Origin of the sequence: Deinococcus murrayi DSM 11303, assembly GCF_000482805.1 — a bacterium.
GTDB lineage: Bacteria > Deinococcota > Deinococci > Deinococcales > Deinococcaceae > Deinococcus > Deinococcus murrayi.
Window position 1 is genome coordinate 31,092 of record NZ_KI519504.1, and the last position, 18,844, is coordinate 49,935.

18 protein-coding genes are annotated in these 18,844 nt (G+C 69.2%); 10 read left to right on the forward strand and 8 right to left on the reverse strand.

What is annotated here, in order from left to right; all coding sequences use genetic code 11:
• Positions 1 to 246: 246 nt before the first annotated feature.
• Positions 247 to 708: an Lrp/AsnC family transcriptional regulator gene (locus tag H565_RS0112390; protein ID WP_027461310.1), complete on the reverse strand. Its 462-nt coding sequence runs from the start codon at positions 706 to 708 to the stop codon at positions 247 to 249.
• Between the two features lie 158 nt (positions 709 to 866).
• On the opposite strand from H565_RS0112390, the gene kamA reads away from it, so the two are divergent.
• Positions 867 to 2,318, forward strand: coding sequence for a lysine 2,3-aminomutase (kamA, locus tag H565_RS0112395; protein ID WP_027461311.1), 1,452 nt, complete (start codon positions 867 to 869; stop codon positions 2,316 to 2,318).
• Positions 2,319 to 2,493: 175 nt separating this feature from the next.
• Complete coding sequence (locus H565_RS0112400) at positions 2,494 to 3,873, forward strand: acetyl ornithine aminotransferase family protein (protein ID WP_027461312.1); 1,380 nt, start codon at positions 2,494 to 2,496, stop codon at positions 3,871 to 3,873.
• 73 nt (positions 3,874 to 3,946) lie between these two features.
• Here H565_RS0112400 and H565_RS0112405 read toward each other — a convergent pair whose 3' ends face one another.
• Positions 3,947 to 4,405, reverse strand: a complete 459-nt coding sequence (locus H565_RS0112405) for a peroxiredoxin (protein WP_027461313.1) — start codon at positions 4,403 to 4,405, stop codon at positions 3,947 to 3,949.
• Positions 4,406 to 4,440: 35 nt separating this feature from the next.
• Between H565_RS0112405 and tilS the strand changes: the two genes are divergently transcribed.
• Positions 4,441 to 6,060: a tRNA lysidine(34) synthetase TilS gene (gene tilS / locus H565_RS0112410; protein ID WP_157469062.1), complete on the forward strand. Its 1,620-nt coding sequence runs from the start codon at positions 4,441 to 4,443 to the stop codon at positions 6,058 to 6,060.
• A gap of 27 nt (positions 6,061 to 6,087) precedes the next feature.
• Here tilS and H565_RS0112415 read toward each other — a convergent pair whose 3' ends face one another.
• The 5 genes from H565_RS0112415 to H565_RS0112435 all read right to left on the reverse strand — a co-directional run bounded on the left by H565_RS0112415 (position 6,088) and on the right by H565_RS0112435 (position 10,873).
• Positions 6,088 to 6,348, reverse strand: a complete 261-nt coding sequence (locus tag H565_RS0112415) for a hypothetical protein (RefSeq protein WP_027461315.1) — start codon at positions 6,346 to 6,348, stop codon at positions 6,088 to 6,090.
• A gap of 127 nt (positions 6,349 to 6,475) precedes the next feature.
• Entirely contained in the window at positions 6,476 to 8,353 is a 1,878-nt protein-coding gene (gene dxs / locus H565_RS0112420; protein ID WP_027461316.1) for a 1-deoxy-D-xylulose-5-phosphate synthase, read from the reverse strand.
• Between the two features lie 64 nt (positions 8,354 to 8,417).
• Positions 8,418 to 9,137 carry a hypothetical protein gene (locus H565_RS0112425; RefSeq protein ID WP_245576225.1) on the reverse strand — a complete coding sequence of 240 codons (720 nt, stop codon included), beginning with the start codon at positions 9,135 to 9,137 and terminating at the stop codon, positions 8,418 to 8,420.
• Between the two features lie 113 nt (positions 9,138 to 9,250).
• A complete protein-coding gene (locus H565_RS0112430; RefSeq protein ID WP_027461318.1) occupies positions 9,251 to 9,925 on the reverse strand; it encodes a PspA/IM30 family protein in 675 nt (224 codons plus the stop codon).
• A 141-nt stretch (positions 9,926 to 10,066) separates the two neighbouring features.
• A complete protein-coding gene (locus tag H565_RS0112435; RefSeq protein ID WP_084542990.1) occupies positions 10,067 to 10,873 on the reverse strand; it encodes a hypothetical protein in 807 nt (268 codons plus the stop codon).
• Positions 10,874 to 11,000: 127 nt separating this feature from the next.
• Between H565_RS0112435 and H565_RS0112440 the strand changes: the two genes are divergently transcribed.
• The 3 genes from H565_RS0112440 (at position 11,001) to H565_RS15390 (ending at position 13,835) form a co-directional block, all read left to right on the forward strand.
• Positions 11,001 to 12,029: a PIN/TRAM domain-containing protein gene (locus H565_RS0112440; protein WP_027461320.1), complete on the forward strand. Its 1,029-nt coding sequence runs from the start codon at positions 11,001 to 11,003 to the stop codon at positions 12,027 to 12,029.
• Positions 12,030 to 12,068: 39 nt separating this feature from the next.
• Complete coding sequence (locus H565_RS0112445; protein ID WP_027461321.1) at positions 12,069 to 12,944, forward strand: hypothetical protein; 876 nt, start codon at positions 12,069 to 12,071, stop codon at positions 12,942 to 12,944.
• A gap of 165 nt (positions 12,945 to 13,109) precedes the next feature.
• On the forward strand, positions 13,110 to 13,835 hold the full coding sequence (locus H565_RS15390) for a MerR family transcriptional regulator (protein ID WP_051363605.1): 726 nt from the start codon (positions 13,110 to 13,112) through the stop codon (positions 13,833 to 13,835).
• Between the two features lie 119 nt (positions 13,836 to 13,954).
• Here H565_RS15390 and H565_RS0112455 read toward each other — a convergent pair whose 3' ends face one another.
• The gene (locus H565_RS0112455; RefSeq protein WP_027461322.1) at positions 13,955 to 15,175 is read right to left on the reverse strand and encodes a saccharopine dehydrogenase family protein; all 1,221 of its coding nucleotides are present in this window, start codon (positions 15,173 to 15,175) and stop codon (positions 13,955 to 13,957) included.
• Between the two features lie 45 nt (positions 15,176 to 15,220).
• Here H565_RS0112455 and H565_RS0112460 point away from each other — a divergent pair, with 45 nt between their 5' ends.
• From H565_RS0112460 to H565_RS15395, 4 genes are all read left to right on the forward strand, one after another.
• Positions 15,221 to 15,496 (forward strand): hypothetical protein, encoded by a 276-nt coding sequence (locus tag H565_RS0112460; RefSeq protein ID WP_034402591.1) that lies wholly within the window; start codon positions 15,221 to 15,223, stop codon positions 15,494 to 15,496.
• A gap of 64 nt (positions 15,497 to 15,560) precedes the next feature.
• The gene (aroA, locus tag H565_RS0112465) at positions 15,561 to 16,886 is read left to right on the forward strand and encodes a 3-phosphoshikimate 1-carboxyvinyltransferase (RefSeq protein ID WP_027461324.1); all 1,326 of its coding nucleotides are present in this window, start codon (positions 15,561 to 15,563) and stop codon (positions 16,884 to 16,886) included.
• 55 nt (positions 16,887 to 16,941) lie between these two features.
• A complete protein-coding gene (locus tag H565_RS0112470) occupies positions 16,942 to 17,973 on the forward strand; it encodes a hypothetical protein (protein ID WP_027461325.1) in 1,032 nt (343 codons plus the stop codon).
• Between the two features lie 27 nt (positions 17,974 to 18,000).
• Positions 18,001 to 18,825, forward strand: a complete 825-nt coding sequence (locus tag H565_RS15395; protein ID WP_051363606.1) for a nitroreductase family protein — start codon at positions 18,001 to 18,003, stop codon at positions 18,823 to 18,825.
• Positions 18,826 to 18,844: the final 19 nt, after the last annotated feature.

Below are 18,844 nucleotides of genomic sequence, written 5' to 3' on the forward strand. Positions count from 1 at the left end.
CCCGAAAGACGGCTGCAACGGGTCACCTCCCGGATGCGTCCAGGACGGCTTCCCGCAACCAGTTTGCGCGAACCCCCCCTGCGCTGTCCAGTTTTGGACCCGTGCTCGGTGGGGGTGTTCCGAAAAATGCCGATGGGGAGGCACTTTCGGCTTTGCGCGAACCCCCCCAGGTTTTGATGGTCACGGGGGGTTCGCGCTGACAGGGTGTCAGGGGAGGTGTCCGGGCGGGGGCGCTGAGCCTAAGCGCTAGGCGGAGGGCAGGAGCACTTTGCCCTCTAGGGGGGTACTCAGGACGATGGAGGTGTCACAGGTAAAGCCCAGGGCGATAAGTTCGCTCAGCAGAGCTTCGAGGGCGGCGACGTCCGGCACGGCGACCTTGAGGATGCAGGAGTTGTGGCCCGTGACCGAGTGGCATTCCAAGACGCCGTCATGCTTCTTGGCCCAGCGTACGAGGGCGGGGTCGTTGCGACCGCTGTCTTGCACGCCGATAAAGGCGGTGATGGCCCGGCCCAGGGCGTGGGTGGCAACCCGGATGCCGTAGCCCAAAATCACCCCCGCATCTTCGAGCCGCCGAACCCGCTCGGTGACGGCGGGGGCCGAGAGGCCGACGCGCCTGCCGAGTTCGCGCATGCTGAGGCGAGAGTCGGTTTGCAGTTCCTGGAGGATGCGGTGATCGAGAGCGTCGAGGGGGCCGCCGTGCTGCTTCATGAGGTCATCTTAACGTTTGCCAGGTCGGGCATGGCGTTTGTCAGTTTGGTGTGCGGGCGGGGCATGGGCTGAGGCGGTGCCCGCGCCTTCCAAAGGGGCTTTGGGGGCGTCAGACTGGATGGGACCGCACTCACGTTTCATCACCCCCAGGAGGTGCCATGCCTACTCCCACCCCCCTGCATCCGCAGGCGACGGTCCGTGCTCAGCAGATGCTGCCCCGCAACCACCGCGCTCCCAAGTGGAAAGACGTGCCCGACGAGCAGTGGTACGACTGGAAATGGCAGCTCAAAAACCGCATCAACTCGGTCGAGGAGCTAGAAGAGGTCATTCGCCTCACCGAGTCCGAGCGGGCGGGGGCCAGCGCCCAGGGCATCTTCCGGCTGGACATCACCCCGTACTTCGCCTCGCTGATGGACCCCGAAGACCCCACCTGCCCGGTGCGGCGTCAGGTTATTCCCACCCATCACGAACTTGAACCCTTTACGGCGATGATGGAAGACTCGCTCGCCGAGGACAAACACAGCCCCGTGCCCGGCCTGGTGCACCGCTATCCCGACCGGGTGCTGATGCTGGTCACCACCCAGTGTGCTTCGTACTGCCGCTACTGCACCCGCTCGCGCATCGTGGGGGACCCTTCCGAGACCTTTAACCCCGCCGAGTACGAGGCGCAACTGAACTACCTGCGCAACACCCCTCAGGTTCGCGACGTGCTGCTGTCGGGCGGCGACCCCCTGACCCTCGCGCCCAAGGTCCTCAGCCGCCTGCTGTCTGAGCTGCGCAAGATAGAGCACATCGAGATTATTCGCATCGGCACCCGCGTTCCGGTCTTTATGCCCATGCGTGTGACCCAGGAGCTGTGCGACGTGCTCGCCGAGCATCACCCCCTGTGGATGAACATCCACGTCAACCACCCCAAGGAAATCACCCCAGAGGTGGCCGAGGCCTGCGACCGCCTCACGCGGGCGGGCGTGCCCCTGGGCAATCAGAGCGTGCTGCTGCGCGGCGTCAACGACCACCCGGTCATCATGCAAAAACTCTTGCGTGAACTCGTCAAGATTCGGGTGCGGCCCTACTACATCTACCAATGTGACCTCGTGCACGGGGCCGGACACCTGCGGACCACCGTGGCCAAGGGCCTAGAAATCATGGAAAGCCTGCGCGGGCACACCTCTGGCTACAGCGTGCCCACCTACGTCGTGGACGCGCCGGGCGGCGGCGGCAAGATTCCGGTCGCGCCCAACTATGTGCTCTCGCACTCGCCCGACAAGCTGATTCTGCGGAACTTTGAAGGCTACATCGCCGCCTACTCCGAGCCGACCGACTATGTGGGGCCGGATATGGCCATTCCCGCCGAGTGGCACCGCCAGGAACCCGGCCAGACGGGGATATATGGCCTGATGGAGGGCGAGCGCATCTCCATCGAACCCAAGGAGTTCAGTGAGTCGCGTAACCGCCCCGGTGCCGTCAAGCACCGCCTGAACTCCCGCGAGGACAAGTGGGCCGCCTATGGCGTCGGCGGCGCGGGCGCGGTGACCGACACCGCCCCCGACGGCATGGCGCAGACGCCGCAAGCGGTGGAGAGCGGGCCGCACCCCGTCAGCGGCGACTGAATTTTTATTTTTTGCCCCTCCCCCTTGAGGGGGAGGTTGGGAGGGGGTGAAGAGAGGGCGACCCCCCCTCCCCGGCCATTTGCGAACGCAGCTTGACGAGCTTCCCCATCAACAGGGAGGGAAAGAGACTGCCGTCGCCTCTTCTTCTCTCTAGTTCTTCTTGCCAGGAGCCCCCATGACCACTCTCTCTCAAACCCAGCCCCGCCAGCCCCTGCTCAAGACCGCTCTTCCCGGCCCCCAGACGCGGGCCATCATGGAGCGCGACGCCCAGCATCTTTCCACCTCCTACATGCGGCCCTACCCCTTTGTGCCGGACCACGGCGAGGGCGTGTGGCTGACTGATGTCGACGGCAATACGATGCTCGACTTTTTCGCGGGGATTGCCGTCAGCACGACCGGGCACGCACACCCGCATGTGGTGCAGGCCGTGCAGGAGCAAATCGGCAAGTTTGCCCATGTCTGCCTGACCGACTACCCGCAGGAGATAACGACCCGTCTCGCCGAGCGGCTGGTCTCGCACATCGAGCGGCCCGGCGAGAAATGGCGCGTCTTTTTCGGCAACTCCGGTGCTGAGGCGGTGGAGGCGGCGGTCAAGTTGGCCCGCAACCACACCGGGCGCACCCACATCATCTCGACGCTGGGGTCTTTTCATGGGCGGACCTACGGGGCCATCACGCTGACGGGCAGCAAGACGAAATACAAGCGCGGCTTCGGTCCCCTGCTGCCCAATGTCTCGCATGTGCCCTATCCCAACCCCTTCCGCCCGCCGCTGGGCAGCACGCCGGAAACCTGCGGGCAGGCCGTCCTTAACCACATCGAGGGGCTGTTTCAGACGGTGATTCCCGCCGATGAGGTCGCCGCCATCATCATCGAGCCGATGCAGGGCGAGGGCGGGTACATCGTGCCGCCCGCCGATTTCCTGCCGGGGCTGCGGGCGCTGTGCGACAAGTACGGCATCCTGCTGATTTTTGACGAGGTGCAGGCCGGGATGGGCCGCTCCGGGAAGATGTTCTCCTTCCAGCACTTCGGCGCAGACGGACAGAGCTGTCAGCCCGACATCGTGACGTTGGCCAAGGGCATCGCGTCGGGCTTGCCCATCTCTGCGATGCTGGCCAAAGAGAGGGTGATGACCTGGCCCGTCGGCTCGCACGGCTCGACCTTCGGCGGCAACCCGGTCGCGGCGGCGGCGGCACACGCCACCCTCGACCTGCTCGAAGGCGTGGTGAAGCACCCCGGCTGCGGCGCAAACCTGATGGAGAACGCCCGCGAGGTCGGCGACTCCATCATGGCCGAGCTGCGGGCCATGCAGGCCGAGTTCCCCTTCTTGGGGGATGTGCGCGGACGGGGCCTGTTTATCGGCCTGGAGTTCGTGAAGCCGGACGGCTCGCCGGACGGGGCGCTGCGCGACCGAGCGAGCATGGCGATGTTCGAACGGGGCCTCCTCAACCTCGACTGCGGCGAGGCCGTCATTCGCATCAGCCCGCCCCTCATCCTGACCCGCGAAGAAGCGCAAACAGGCCTGAGCATCATGCGAGAGGCGCTGGCCAGCCTCTAAGCCCCATCCTGTCGGGGGCTAGGCGGCGGAGTCTTTGCGGCCTAGCCCCACGCCTTGGGCGCAGGGGCCGCCGTCAGACGGTCTGGCGCAGGTAGCGCAGCACGTCGGCGGCGTGGCTGACGGGGTTGACGGTGCGCCAATGGTGGGCAATGCGGCCCTGAGGGTCAATCAGGAAAGTTTGCCGCGCCGCCACCCCCAGCAGCCCGCCCACGCCGCCCATCACCCCGTAGGCACGGGCGAGGGAACGGTCGCTGTCGGGAATCAGGGGAAACGACAGGCCGCAGCTTTCGCGGAACTTGGCTTGCCGCGCTTCGGTGTCGGTGCTCACCCCAATGACGACCGCGCCGAGGCGCTCAAACTCCGGCAGGGCCGCCTCGAAGCGCTGGGCTTCCACCGAGCAGCCGGGCGTACCCGCACGGGGGTAGAAATACAGCACGACCCAGCGGCCCCGCAGGTCCGCGAGGCGAACGGGTTGGCCGTCGTCGCTGCGGGTGTCAAAGTCGGGGGCGGGCTGTTGGGCGCGGAGAGCCATGCTCCCGATTGTACCGGGCCGCCTACAATGCGCCCGTGTCTGGCCCGCCTCTCCTGCCGCCCATCTTGGGTCGTCCCCTCCAGCCCTATGCTGAGCAGCGGGTCGTGGTGGGCGTGTCGGGCGGGGCCGACAGTGTGGCGCTGTTGCGGGCGCTGCTGCTGGCCGGAGCGCGGCCCATCGCCGCCCACCTCGACCACGCCCTGCGCGAGGATTCGGCGCAGGACGCGGCGTGGGTGGAGGCGCTGGCGGTGGGGCTGGGGGTGCCCTTTCGCGGCACGCGAGTAGATGTGGGTGCGGTTGCGGCGCGGCGCGGCTGGAACGTGGAGGACGCGGCCCGCCGAGTGCGCTACGAGTTCCTTTCGCGCACGGCGAAGGCGGTGGGGGCTTTCGCCATCCTGACCGCCCACACCCGCCGCGACCAGGCCGAAACTGTCTTGCTGGAGGTGCTGCGCGGCGAGGCGGTGCTGCGCGGCATTCCGCCCGTGCGGGGCCGGGTGCACCGGCCCTGGCTGGAGGTGCCCCGCGCCGATGCCGAAGCTTTTTTGCACGCGCTGGGCCAGGGGTGGCGCGAAGACCCCACCAACGCCGACCTCACCCGCACGCGGGCTTGGCTGCGCGGCGAGGTTTTGCCCTTGCTGACCTCTCGCTTTCCCTACCTGGAGGGGGCGCTCGCTCGCCTTGCTCGCCTTGCCCGCGAGGACGACGCGGCGCTCCGGGACCTCGCCGCCCGCCTGACCGAGCACGCGCCGCGGACCCGGCAGCCCGCCGCCGTGCTGCGCCGCCACGTGGCGCGGGCGCTGGAGGAGGCGGGCTTTCCCTACCACGCGGGGCACGTCGAGACCCTTGCCGCCGCGCTGGGGGCGGGAGAGACCGCCCACCTCACCCTACCGGGCGGCCAGGACGTGACCGCGACGGGTGGGCGGCTGCACCTGCGCCCGCTGGCCTGGCCTGGCCCCGACTTTCCCATTCCGTCCGGCTGGACCCTGCGGACCCGGCAGCCCGGCGACCGCCTGCATCTTCCTGGCGGCACCCGCAAGCTCAGTGACGTCTTCACTGACGCCAAAGTGCCCCGCGCCGAGCGCGACCGGGTGCCCCTGCTGGCGGTGGGGGGGGACGTGCAGTGGGTAGGTCTGCGCCCGCCCGTGTGGGCGGTGGGCGCACGGGCGGCGGCAGGAGCAGCCCCCGACCCCCTGCACGCGGCCATGGGCGAAGCCCTCGCGCTGGCGGCAGAGGCGGTCCAGCAGGGCGAAGTCCCCGTGGGCGCAGTCGTGCTGGGGCCAGAAGGAACGGTCGTCGGGCGGGGGCGCAACCGCAGCCGCGAGCACGGCGACATGACCCGGCACGCCGAGTTGGGGGCGCTGCGCGACGCCGCCCGCTCGCTGGGCAGTCCCTACCTCACCGCCTGCACCCTCGTCGTCACGCTGGAGCCGTGCCCGATGTGTTTGGGGGCGGCGCTGGAGGCGCGGGTGGGCCGTATCGTCTACGGGGCGACCAACCAGGGGGCCGGGGCGCTGGGCGGCGTCAGCGACCTCTTGGCCCACCACTGGGGCCACCGCCCGGAGGTGACGGGCGGCGTGCGGGCGGCAGAGGCGGGGCGGCTCCTGCGCGAGAGCTTCGGGGCGCTGCGGCGGCAGAAGGCCAGCAAGCTGGGGTGACCCGGCGCAGTGACGGGTTACTCCCGTTCAGAAGCCCCCGCAGCCGTTCCCGTCCGTCCCCGCGCCTGCCCCAGCGCCGCACCCCCCCACGAGGTCAGCCCCACCGATGGCCCCGACCACCGCCGCGCCGCCGTCCGCCCCCCGCACGGGAGGGCGGAACCCGCCGGAGGGGACGGACCCCAGTCCCAGCACCACCAGCACGCCGCCCAGCACCTCTGCCCACGACCAGGGCAGGGCGAACGACACCCCGGCGAGCAAGAGGGCGACCACGAAAAAGGGGATTCGCATGGGCAAACCTCCAGGAAGGCGAGGAAGGGAAGAGGGGGGAGACGCCCTCAGGGTGTGACCCGTTCGTCAGCCACGGGTCAAGGAGGAAGCCGGAGCACCCGCCCCGGCCTCCCTTCTCCGCCTGCTTCTACACCTCCAGCGGCACGTCAACGCCGAGTTCGGCGAGCACGGTGCGGATGGCCGCCGTGTCCAGCCCGGCGCGGGCATGGACGCTCTCGATGGTTGCATGTTCCTGGAACTCGTCGGGGATACCCAGCACCCGCACGGGCACGCGCAGGCCCATCCCGTTGAGGGCTTCCAGCACCGCGCTGCCGAAGCCGCCCACAACCGTGTTGTCTTCGACCGTGACGAGCGCCCGCGCTCTGGTGGCCACCTCGCGCAACATCGCCTCATCGAGTGGCTTGACAAAGCGGGCATTGACCACGCCCACGCCGGGCAGCCCTGCGGCGGCTTTGCGGGCGTACTCCAGCGCCTTGCCCCCGGCGAGGATGACCACCTCGTCGCCCTCCTGGACCCGCTCCCAGGTGCCCCACTCCAGGTCGGGCCAGGTGCCCTCCGTCACCCGCTCGGTGTTGCCCCGCGGGTAGCGAATGGCGAAGGGGCCGGGGTGTTCCTGGGCGTACTTCAGCATGCCGCGCAGCTCGGCGGCGTCCTTCGGCAGGCCGATGCGGACCCCCGGAATCGAGCGCAGGTAACTCAGGTCAAAGACCCCGTTGTGGGTGGCTCCGTCCGCCCCCACGATGCCTGCCCGGTCGATGGCAAAGGTCACGTTGAGGTGCTCAATCGCCACGTCGTGCAGCACCTGGTCATAGGCGCGTTGCAAGAAGGTCGAGTAGATCGCCACGATGGGCCGCATCCCGCGCAGGGCCATGCCTGCCGCCGTCGTGACCGCCACTTCCTCGGCGATGCCGACATCGAGGTAACGGTGTGGGTGCACCTGGCTGTAGCGCACCAGCCCGCTGCCCTCGCGCATGGCGGGCGTAATCACAAAGGTACGCGGGTCCTGGGCGGCCAGCTCGGTCACCGCGTCCCCAAAGGCGCTGCTCCAGGAATAGGCGCTGCTGGGCGTGTATTCCCCAGTGGCGGGGTCAAACTTGGCGGGGCCGTGCCAAAAGATGGGGTCGGCCTCGGCGTAGCTGAGGCCCTTGCCCTTTTTGGTCACCACGTGCAGCAGGGTGGGGCCGTCGAGGCCCACGAGCCGTTCGAGCAGCCACACGAGTTCTTGCACGTTGTGCCCGTCGACCGGGCCGACGTAGCGCAGGCCCATCGCCGCGAAAGGATTGACGCTGGCGGGGTCAAAGAAGTGCCGGGTGCTGCTCTTGGCGCGGCTCATCAGGTCGGCGAGCGGCTTGCTGAGGGCTTCGACCGCCTTTTTGCCCGCGCCCTCGCCCTCCTGGAACCACCGCTGCACCTGCAGGCCGCGCATGAACTTGTTGAGGGCACCCACGTTTTCCGAGATGCTCATCTCGTTGTCGTTGAGGACTATCAGCATGTTGCGGCCCAGGTCGCCGATGGTGTTCAGCGCGGCGAGGGCCATCCCGCCCGTCAGCGAGCCGTCCCCGATGACGGCGGCCACCCGGTAATCCTGCCCCTGCGCGTCGCGGGCGAGCGCCATCCCCAGGGCGTTGGCAAGGCTGGTGCTCGCGTGCCCCACCGTGATGGCGTCGTGCTCGGACTCGCTGACCTTGGTAAAGCCGCTGAGGCCGCCCTCCTTTTTCAGGGTGCTCATCTGGGCGCGGCGTCCGGTGAGCATCTTGTGGGCGTAGGCCTGATGCCCCACGTCAAAGAGGATGCGGTCCCGCGGCGAGTCAAGGACGTAATGCAGCGCCACAATGAGGTCGGTCGCCCCCAGCGAAGAGGCGAGGTGCAGCCCGCCCACCGAGCAAACCCGCACGATTTCGCTGCGCAGTTCCTCGGCGAGTTGCGGCAGCTCCTCGCGGCTCAGGCCTTTGAGGTCCTGGGGGCTATGAATACGGTCAAGCAGCGGAGTGAGCGGTTCAGTCATGGCACGCCTCCTGGGGCGGGGGCACGGGGCTGGTCATGGCCCCACGGTAGCGGAGGAGGGGACTTCAGGGCTTCCCCCCAAAGTTGCGGGCGGTCAGCAGCAGGCCTTCCGGGGTGCGGATTTCGCCCACAAAGGGCGCGAACCAAAGCTGCTGCACCTGCGGCGAAAAGAGGCCCCCCACATCGTCGCCGATTTGCCGAGTGACCACCCAGACGTCAAAGGTCCCGGCGGGGGTCGTGACCCGGCGGCGGTCTTGCACGTCGTAGCGGTAGCGCAGTGTGCCCTGGGCCTGCACCTTGCCGTCATCCCCACTGAGGGTGACTCGGCTGGTGCCCTCCCAGGAAAGCCCCACCCGCCACGCGCTCTCGGCGGGGGCTTCCAGCCAGGGCGGGTCAAGCCGCACGCTCACGCCAGGTTTGCGAAAGCCCAGCAGCCGCACCCCCTCCGCGCCGACCTGCCGAAACCACGTCTGCTGAGCGCCGCGCCCGGTCAGCTCGAACGCCAGCGCTGCCTGCCCGCCAAACACGGTCGGCCCCAGCGCCCGCAGGGTATAGGGCTGCCCGCCCGCCGCCTCGCCTTCGGGCTGATAGTTCCAGCTCAGACCTGTTTCCAGCGGATAAAAGGACACGCGGCCCACGGGCGTGCTCGCCGCCACGGGTGCCCCGCCCCCCGCCATGCGCGGCGTCGCGGCAGGAGCGCAGCCGACAAGCAGTGCTCCCAGCAACGCCGGGGTGAGGGACCTGCGGAAGTGGCCCGACATGGTAAGCAGGGTAAAGCTCGGCATCCCCCCATTCTGTCAGCCATCACGAAGTTTCGCTGCCGGCCCCCTCACGGGCGCAGACGGCCAAAGAGGGCACCCGGCGGTGCCCCCTGAGATTTCTCAGAGACGCAGCGGCTTTAGCTCTGGCTGCCACCCTGCACGCGGGCCTTGAGGGCGGCGAAAGCGTCGTCGAGTTCGCGGTCGCGGCCCAGGTCGGCGAGCTGGGCGTCGAGGTCGCTTTCCTGACGCAGTTGGGCCATGGCCTGGTTGCGGTCTTCCATGGCCATCACCTTACGCTCCATGTCCTCAAAGGCGTCCATCGCCCCGCCCGCCTTGGAAAAGCCACTCACGCGCTCCAGGGTCGCTCCCGCCTGCGCGGTCTTTTGCCGAGCGGCGAGCAGCGACTTGCGCGACTCCATCTCGTCAATCTTGGCTTCCAGCGCCCGCAGTTGGGTCTTGAGCTGGTCGACGGTGGCGTTTTGGGTGCCGACCTGCTCCTCAAAGCCCTTGGCGAGGTCCTTGTGGTTGTGCGAGCGGCGCAGGGCTTCGCGGGCCAACTCCTCGTTCCCGGCCCGCAGCGCTTCTTCGGCCTTTTTCTCGTATTCCTCGGCGAGCTTGCGGTTGGTGCTCGCCTCGCGGCTGAGTTTGGCGCTTTGGCTCATCGCGTCGGCGACCTCGCTGCGGGCCTCGGCATAGGCCGAGCGCATGTCCAGCAGCGACTGCTCGATAATCTTGGCGGGGTCCTCAGCGCGGCTAATCAGGTCGTTGACATTGGCACGCAGCAGGCGAGACAGGCGGTCAAGAATGCTCATGGGTGCTTCCTCCTTGCGGTCATGATTACGCAGGGGCGGTCGCAGGGGTTGCCACATGACCCAAGCCTCAAGGGGACGTGAACAGCAGAGAGCGGAGGGAAGGTCAGCCGCATGGCCGCCTTCCCCGCAAGAAGCCCGACTTCAGAAGATGATGGGCCGCAGTCCTATGCTTGCGCTGCCGCAGGCCACCGTCACGTTGCTGCCCGCCGGGGTAAAGGTGCAGCCCAGCGCCCGCAGGCCCGCCAGCGGGAAAATCAGGTTCTTGCCGTCAGTCGCGGGCACCAGCGGAAGCTGCACGGTGCCGGAGCCGAGCTGCGCGGGTTTTTGGCCCACGGTGACGGTGAGGGGGTCGGCACCGCTGCGCGAGAGGCGGTACTTGCCGCCCCCCAGCGGGGTCACGCTGACCACCCCAATCAGGTCGCTGCCCAGGACATAGGGTTCCCCCCTCACCACGCCCGCGGGGGCGGCGGGGCGGGGAGCGGCAGCGGGGGCCTTGGCCTGCGCCTCATCAACCACCAGCAGGGTCTCGGTTGCTGAGAGGGGCGCGAGCAGCAGGTAGGCCCCCACCGGGCCATTCGCGCTGCCCGACACCAGCAGCGAGCTGGCTTGGCTGCCCGCCGGGGTCTTCCAATCGCCCAGGGCACGTGCCCCCAGCTTGCCGCGCACGAGCGCCCGCAGCGAGGCCGAGGAGTTCTTGACGTACAGGCACACCGCGGCGGGGCTGACCTTGAGGCTGCTGGGGCAGCTCAAAATCTGGCCCTTGGCGGCCCCGCTGAGTTCGATGGCGAGGCTGCTGGCGAGACGGGCGGTCGCGGCAGAGACGGTGGCCTTGGGCGCGGCGGCGGGGGCAGCAGGGGTGGCCGGAGCCGCCTGCGTCTGCGCGGCGGCCAATCCGAGGACCCCGCTGAGGCCGAGGCCCAGCAGGGCGACGTGGGGCAAGGAACGCATGAAGGGCATCTTAGCCAACGAGCATGAGCGGTTCACCCCAAGCTCCACATGGAGCCGTCAGCTTCTTCATGAAAGGGGGTATCCCTGCCCCGGCGGCAGACGGGGGACTTCCGGTACACTCGGAGCCGTGCTCGCCTTTCGTCTCCTGCTGCTGTTGCTGGGGCTGCTCGTCGGTTGGGGAGGCGGCCAACGCCTCGCGGCGAGCACCGGGGACGACGAAAGCGCCTGGGTCAACACCCTCAGCTTGATGCTCGCGGGGGCGCTCGCGGCGCTGCTGCTGGGGCCGCGGGCCGAACGCGCCGCCACGCGCTTGTGGGACCGCCTGAGCCGCTGGTACGGGGGCCTCTCGCCCCGGCGGGTGACGGCGGCGACCTTCGGGCTGATGGTGGCGCTCCTGCTCAGCGTGCTGCTGGGGCCGCTCGTGCGCTCGCTGCCCTTTTACGCCTGGCCGCTGAGCCTGCTGGTGACCGGGGTGCTGGCGGCTTTTTTCGTGCCCTTTGCCCTGCGGCACGCCGGGGCCTTTGGGTTCTTGGACGTGGCTCCGGTGCGGCGGCGGGGGGGCGGCAAGATTCTGGATTCCAACGTCATCATCGACGGGCGGGTGTTGGAGCTGGCCCGCAGCGGTTTTTTGGAGGGCGAGGTCATCGTGCCGGGCTTCGTGTTGCGCGAGCTGCAACGCCTGGCCGACAGCCACGACGCCGCCAAGCGCACACGGGGCAAGCGTGCCCTGACCCTCCTCGAAGAGCTGCGGGGGGTACGGCCCCTGCGGGTCGAGGATTGGGACGACCCCCTGCTGCCCGCCGTGGATGAAAAGCTGGTGCGCCTCGCCCGCGAAACGGGGGCCAAGCTCCTGAGCAACGACGCCAACCTCGCCCGCGTCGCCCGGCTGCACGGGGTGGAGGTCCTGAGCCTGCATGCGCTCGCCCTCGCCTTGCGGCCTCAGGTCCAGGCGGGCGACGTGCTCACCGTGACCGTTACCAAGGGCGGCCAGCAGCCCGGCCAGGGGGTCGGGTACCTCGAAGACGGCACGATGGTGGTCGTCGAAGGCGGCATCAAACTGCGGGGCAAGCCCGCCCGCGTGCAGGTCGTCAACAACGTGCAGACCGGGGCGGGCCGCATGATTTTTGCTCGTCCGGAGGACGCGGGAGCCGCCTGACCGGACACGCCTCAGCCTTCGCGCCTGGCATACTGGGGCATGGACCCCGCACCCGGCCCTGAGTCGCTCCCCCCCGCCGAAGCTGTCCGGCCCCGGCGGGGGGGAGGGCGGCGCAAGCGGCGCGGAGAAGACCCGCTTGGCCTCCTGGCCCTGCTGATTCCCATCTTCGTGCTGAGTCAGGTGTTTTCGCGCGGCAACCCGCTGCCGGGGTTGGCCGTGCTGGGGCTGGTGGCGCTGACGCTGCTGCTGCTGTTCGGGAACACCCGCACGGGCGCGAACTTGCGAGCGGTTTTCGCTCGGCCTCAGACGGCGGGGGCGCTCGCCCTGCTGATTCCGGCGGTGGCCGTGAGCGGGGTCTTTGGGGGGCCTTGGCTGATGCTGGCGGTCCTGTCGCTCGCCTTCGTGGGGCTGGGGCTGGCGGCTTTCCGGGGGGTGGGCTTGCTCTCCGAAGCCGGAGTGCCCACGTCCCCAGCCCTTCCCACGGTTCCCACCCCCGCCCCCCTCCCCGCCCAGCCCAGCGCCGAGGTGCTCCCGCAACTCGACGTACGTGAGCTGTGCCGGGGCCTGCCGCCTGCGCTGGCGGGCGAAGTGCTCTTGACCGCCGACCACCTCGAAGCGGCGCTGGTGCGGGCCAGCGAGGAAAACGACCCCCGCCGCGCTTTTGACGCCCGGCAGAGCCTGGGGGACTACCTCCCTGGCACCGTCCGGGCCTGGAAAGCCCAGCCGGAGGGCGAGCGCGACCCCGCCGAACTGGAACGCGCCCTGAGCCAGATTCGCCGCATCGCCGGGCCGGACACCTCCTCCCGCCAGAGCGCCCGCCGCACCTGGGAGACCCAGCAGCGGTTTCTGGAAGCCCGGACCGAGAAGGAGACGCCGGGTGATGAACCCATCACTCCGAGCAGACCGAGAAGATGAGAGTGGCTCTGGGCAGAGGTGGGGCGGGTTCGGGCGCTGTCTCTGGACAGGTGGACCCGAAGCCCAGAGCGCGTCGAGGGTCCCGGCGCCCCTGAATAATCCTGCGCGGTGGGGGCTTGAACCGGACGTAACGTCAGCCCTTACGGTGTGGTTCGGAGGGACGCGGTGAAACTCAGAATCGGTGAACTCGCCCGGCGCAGCGGCGTCACGGTACGGACCCTACGCCACTACGACCAAATCGGCCTGCTGAGGCCCGGCGAGCGCACGGACGGCGACCACCGCCTCTACTCCGAGGGCGAGGTGCGGACCCTGCACCAGATTCAGACCCTGCGGACGCTGGGGCTTTCGCTGGAACAGATTCGTGCGGCGCTGCACGACCCGGCCCACGACCCCGCGCAGGTGCTGGCCGCCCAAATCCGGATGCTGGAGGAGCGGCTGGAGCGCGGGCGGGCGCTGCTGGAGCGCCTGCGACGGTTGGACCCGCGCGGGGCGAGCTGGGCAGAACTTCTGGAGGTGATTCGCATGAACGAGAAGGTAGAGAAGATGCTGGACGTGGCCCGTCAGGTGGGCGAGCAACCCAAGTTCGACGACGAGCAGGCGCGTTACCTGGAGGGGCGCCGCGAGGCGGTCGGCGAGGCTCGCATCCAGGAAGTCGAGGCCGAGTGGCCCCGCTTGATGGCTGAAGTGCTGCGTGAGATGGAAGCCGGGACGCCCGCGTCCGACCCCCGCGTTCTCGACCTCGCCCGGCGCTGGCAGGGGCTGGTGGCCGAGTTCACGGGGGGACGGCAGGACATCGGCGGCACCTTGAACGAGTCCTATCAGGCGCACATGCCGCCGGAGATGCAGGCGATGTGGAGTTACGTCGGAGAGGCGATGGGGCACCTGAGGTAGACAGAGAGACCCCTCACCCCGCTGTTGACGCAGCGGCTCTCTCCCCCTGGGAGAGGGGTCTTCTTCCTGAGCAAAAGCGGCGGCCCGTGTGAGTGGGCCGCCGCTCGGATGTGCGCGGGTCAGTCTTTGACGAGTTCAATCCCCGTCAGCTCGTCGACCGGCAGGCCCCATTCGTTCATCGCGGCGATGAAGGGGTCGGGGTCGAACTCCTCGACGTTGTAAACGCCGGGCTTCATCCAAGTACCCCGAAGCATCAGCATCGCGCCAATCATGGCGGGCACGCCCGTCGTGTAGGAGACGGCCTGCGCCTGCACCTCGCGGTAGCACTCGGCGTGGTCCTTGACGTTGTAGATGAAGTGGACCTTGCCTTCCTCGCCGTCTTTGCCAATCCCCTTGGCCTGCACGCCGATGCAGGTTTGTCCGGTGTAGCCTTCCGCCAGCGATTCGGGGGCGGGGAGCACGGCCTTGAGGAACTCGATGGGCGCGACCTGCATGCCCCGGAAGTTGATGGGTTCGATGGAGGTCATGCCGATGCCCTCCAGTACCGTCAGGTGCTTGAGGTACTGCTCGCCAAAGGTCATCCAAAACCGCGCCCGTTTGATGGTTGGGAAGTTTTGAACCAGCGATTCCAGCTCCTCGTGATAGAGGACGTAGCTCTTGCGGGTGGCCACCTTGGGGTAGTAGATGTCCTGACTGATTTCCAGCGGCTTGGTTTCTACCCACTGGCCGTTTTCCCAGTAGCGGCCATTGGCCGTAATCTCGCGGATGTTGATTTCCGGGTTAAAGTTGGTGGCAAAGGCTTTGCCGTGGTTGCCGTTGTTGCAGTCCACGATGTCGAGGTAGTGGATTTCCCGGAAGTGGTGCTTGGCGTGATAGGCAGTAAAAGCGTTCGTCGCGCCGGGGTCAAAGCCGCAGCCCAGCAGCGCCATCAGGCCCGCTTTCTCGAAGCGCTCGCGGTAGGCCCACTGCCAGGAGTACTCGAACTTCGCCACGTCCCGCGGCTCGTAGTTGGCGGTGTCGAGGTAGTGCACGCCCGTTTCCAGGCAAGCGTCCATGATGGTGAGGTCCTGATAGGGCAGCGCCACATTAATCACGAGTTCGGGGCCAAACTCCCGTATCAGGGCGACCAGCTCCGGCACATTGTCGGCATCAACCGCCGCCGTCGTGAACTTCGTCTTGCTGTGGGGAAAGTGCTCGTGAATCTCCGCGACGATGTTGTCGCACTTGCTCACCGTTCGGCTGGCGAGCAGCACCTCCGTGAACACGCTGTCGTTTTGGGCGCACTTCTTGGCGACCACGTTGCCCACGCCCCCCGCACCGATAATCATGACCTTGCTCATCGGGGGCCAGTGTACCCCCCTTCCGGGCTGCTAGCCTGCCCCCGTATGCGGACCTTCGCCCTCATCTTGCTCCTCTTTGTGACCGGGGTCGGCTTGATGGTCGCCGCGCTGGCCTGGCAGGGCCGCGCCGCCCGCGAGTACGCCGCCGAAGCGGTGCGGGCCGCCGTTCGCACCGGGGTCACCCAGCAGACGCCCTGCGCCGACCTGCTGGGGCGTCAGCCGCCCGCCACCGTGCAGAGCTGCGTCGTCGACGGGCGCGGCGAAGAGCTGACCGCTACCGTGACGCTGGAGGGCGGGCGGGTGTCAGTGGTGCGGCCCTGAGCTTGCGCTGCCGGGCTAGCCGACGTCCCCGCACCCCCACCGCTGGGGCGCTAGCCTCCGGGTCATGAGTGGCGACGGCCTGCCTGGACGCTTCGACGTGCTTGTTCATCCTGCCCGCGAGCTGCGCGGCGAGGTGCGGGCGCAGCCCAGCAAGAACTACACGACCCGGTATCTGCTCGCGGCGGCCCTCTCGGAGGGCGAGTCGCGGGTGGTGGGGGCCGCCACCAGCGAGGACGCGGGGGCGCTGCTGAGTTGCCTGAAGGGCTGGGGCGCGGATGTGGAGCGGGCAGGGGAAGACGTAGTGGTGCGCGGCTTCGGGGCGCGGCCACGGCCCGGCGTGACCCTCAACCCCGGCAACGCGGGGGCGGTGGCCCGGTTCCTGATGGGGGTGGCCGCGCTGACCACGGGCACCACTTTCGTCACCGACCACCCCGACTCGCTGGGTCGGCGGCCCCAGGGGGACCTGCTGGCGGCCCTCGCCGCGCTGGGGGCGCGGGTGACGAGCGCGGGCGGACGCCTTCCGGTCACGGTGTCCGGCCCGGTGCGCGGCGGCGCGGTCGAGGTCAGCGCCGAGCGCTCTAGCCAGTATGCCTCCGCGCTGCTGTTCCTGGGGCCGCTCTTGCCGGACGGCCTAGAGCTGCACCTCACGGGCGAGATAAAAAGCCACGCGCCCCTGCGCCAGACGCTGGACACCCTGGCGGCCTTCGGGATTCGGGCGCACGCATCTGACGACCTGCGGCGTGTCCTCATTCCCGGCGGGCAGGCGTACCGGGCCGGAGAGGTCCTCGTGCCGGGAGACTATCCGGGGTCGGCGGCCCTCCTCGCTGCCGCCGCCGTGTTGCCCGGCGAGGTGACGGTGAGCAACCTGCGCGAGCACGACCTTCAGGGCGAGCGCGAGGCCCTGGAGGTGTTGCGCGACATGGGGGCCGAGGTCGTGCGCCGCGGCGACCGGGTGACGGTGCGCGGGGGGCGGCCCCTGCGGGCGGTGCGGCGCGACGGTGACAGCTTTACCGACGCGGTGCAGGCGCTGACCGCCGCCGCCGCCTTTGCCGAGGGCACGACGACCTGGGAGAACGTGGCGACCCTGCGCCTCAAGGAATGCGACCGCATCAGCGACACCCGCCGTGAGCTGGAGCGCCTGGGCTTGCAGACGAGCGAGACGGCGGACAGCCTCAGCGTAACGGGTACGGACCGGATTGCTGGGGGCCTCAGCGCGGACGGGCACGGCGACCACCGCATGGTCATGCTGCTCACCGTGCTGGGCCTCCGGGCGGACGCCCCTCTGCGTCTTTGCGGGGCGCATCACATCCGCAAGAGCTACCCAGGCTTTTTCGGGCATTTGGAGGGGCTGGGGGCGCGATTCGACTACCTAGAGGCGACGCGGGATTGAGCGCCCCCCTTTCCCCCGGTGCTTGGAAGCTGGTCGCGGGCGGCTACACTGACCCATGACGACCACCGTTCCCGCCGCTCCCGCGCCCGCCGCGCCCGCCCGCGCGACTCCGGCGCAGAACCTCGTCACGCTGGGGCTGGGATGGTGGCTCACTACCGGCATCTTCGTGGATGGATGGGCGCACAACCGCTACGGCGAAAGCCTGGAGACCTTCTTCACGCCCTGGCATGCGCTGTTCTATTCGGGGTTCCTGGCGGTGGCGGTGTGGGTGGGGTGGCTGGGTTACCGGGGGTGGCGGGCTGGGCGGCGTGGCCCCGCGGCCTTTCCCCAGGGCTACGCCCTCGCCGCGCTGGGGGTGCCCCTGTTCGGGCTGGGCGGAGTGGGCGACATGACCTGGCACACGGTCTTCGGCATCGAGGTCGGTATCGAGGCGTTGCTCTCGCCCACGCACCTGCTGCTGTTCGCGGGCGCTTCGTTCATCCTGGCGGCCCCGCTGGTGAGCAGTTGGCGGATGCCTGCGCCCCGCGCCGCTCCGGCGGGGGTGGTGTGGCCCGCCGTGCTGTCGGCCACGGCGCTGCTGAGCTTCACATCCTTCATGCACATGTACCTGTGGGGGTTGATGGCCGCCCCGCAGGGCCTGGGCTACGTGCAGACGCGCGGCGAGCTGAGCAGCATCCTCCTCACCGCGCTGATTCTGGCCGCGCCCGTCTTGCTGCTGCTGCGGCGCTTTCGGCTGCCCTTCGGGGCCGTGACGCTGATGTACGGCCTGAACACCCTCCTCATGACCCTGATGCTGGTGCCCGGCGAGTGGCGGGTGCCCCTGCTCCTGCTCGCTGCTGGGCTGGTGGCGGACGCCCTGCTGCTGCTGCTGAATCCGTCCCCGGCGCGGCCCCTGGCGCTGCGGGCCTTTGCTTTTCTGCTTCCGCTGGCCGTGTGGGGGCCGTACCTGGGCGGTCTGGCGCTGCTCGGCCTGACCAACCTCAGCCTGGAGCTGTGGCTGGGCGTCGCGGTGATGGCCGGGCTGGGCGGCGTGGCCCTAAGTGGGTTGGTCGTGCCCCCGCCCGTGCCCGCCGAGGCGGACCGCTAAGCGCTCAAGGCTGATAGCCTCCCCCCCATGACCCCCCGCACGCCCGCCGAGGTCCGGGCTTTTTTCGATGCCCACCGCACTGTTCGCCAGTACGTCACGCGAGAGGATGGCTCGCCGCTGCCCCTGCCGCCAGAGCATCTGGAGGTGCTGCTGCACGCCGCGCAGCGTGCCCCCACCGACGCGACCGCCCAGCTCTATTCCTTTATCCGGTTGGTGTCGCCGCAGGTGCGGGCGCGGGTGGCCGAGCTGACCACGAACGCACACGTCGCGACCGCCTCCGAAGCGTTCGTGGTCTGCCTCGACGTGCGGCGGGTGGGCCAGCTTCTGCGGGTGGCCGGGCACGAGGTCGGGCGCTGGCCCGCCATCGGGGTGCATTTCGGCATTGGGGACGCGGTGATGGCGGGGCAGAACCTGCTTGTCGCCGCCGAGCTGCTGGGCTATCAGGGCTGCTGGATTGGCGGGGTGATGAACGGGCTAGAGGGCCTGCTCGACCTGCTGGAGCTGCCCCAGGGGGTGCTTCCCTTCGCAGCCCTCACGGTGGGCCTTCCCGCCGAGACACCTCCCCAGCGCCCGCGGGTGCCCCGGCCCCTCGTCGTCCACGAGGACCGCTACCGGGACCCTGCCGATGAGGCGCTGCGCGGGGCGATAGCGGTCATGAACCCCATCGCGGCGCGGGGAGACAAGCCCGGCGACTGGGTGCGGCTCTTGCGGGCGTACTGGGCACCGGGTGGAGGGATGGAGAAACGTGAGCCGCATCTTGTCGCGGCGCTGCGGCGGCAGGGGCTGTGGGCGGGTGGGGAAGAAGGGGCGGCCCGGCCCACCGCTGGGGCCGCGCCCGCCCGCGAGGGCTAGGCCAGGGCCGCCCGCCTCC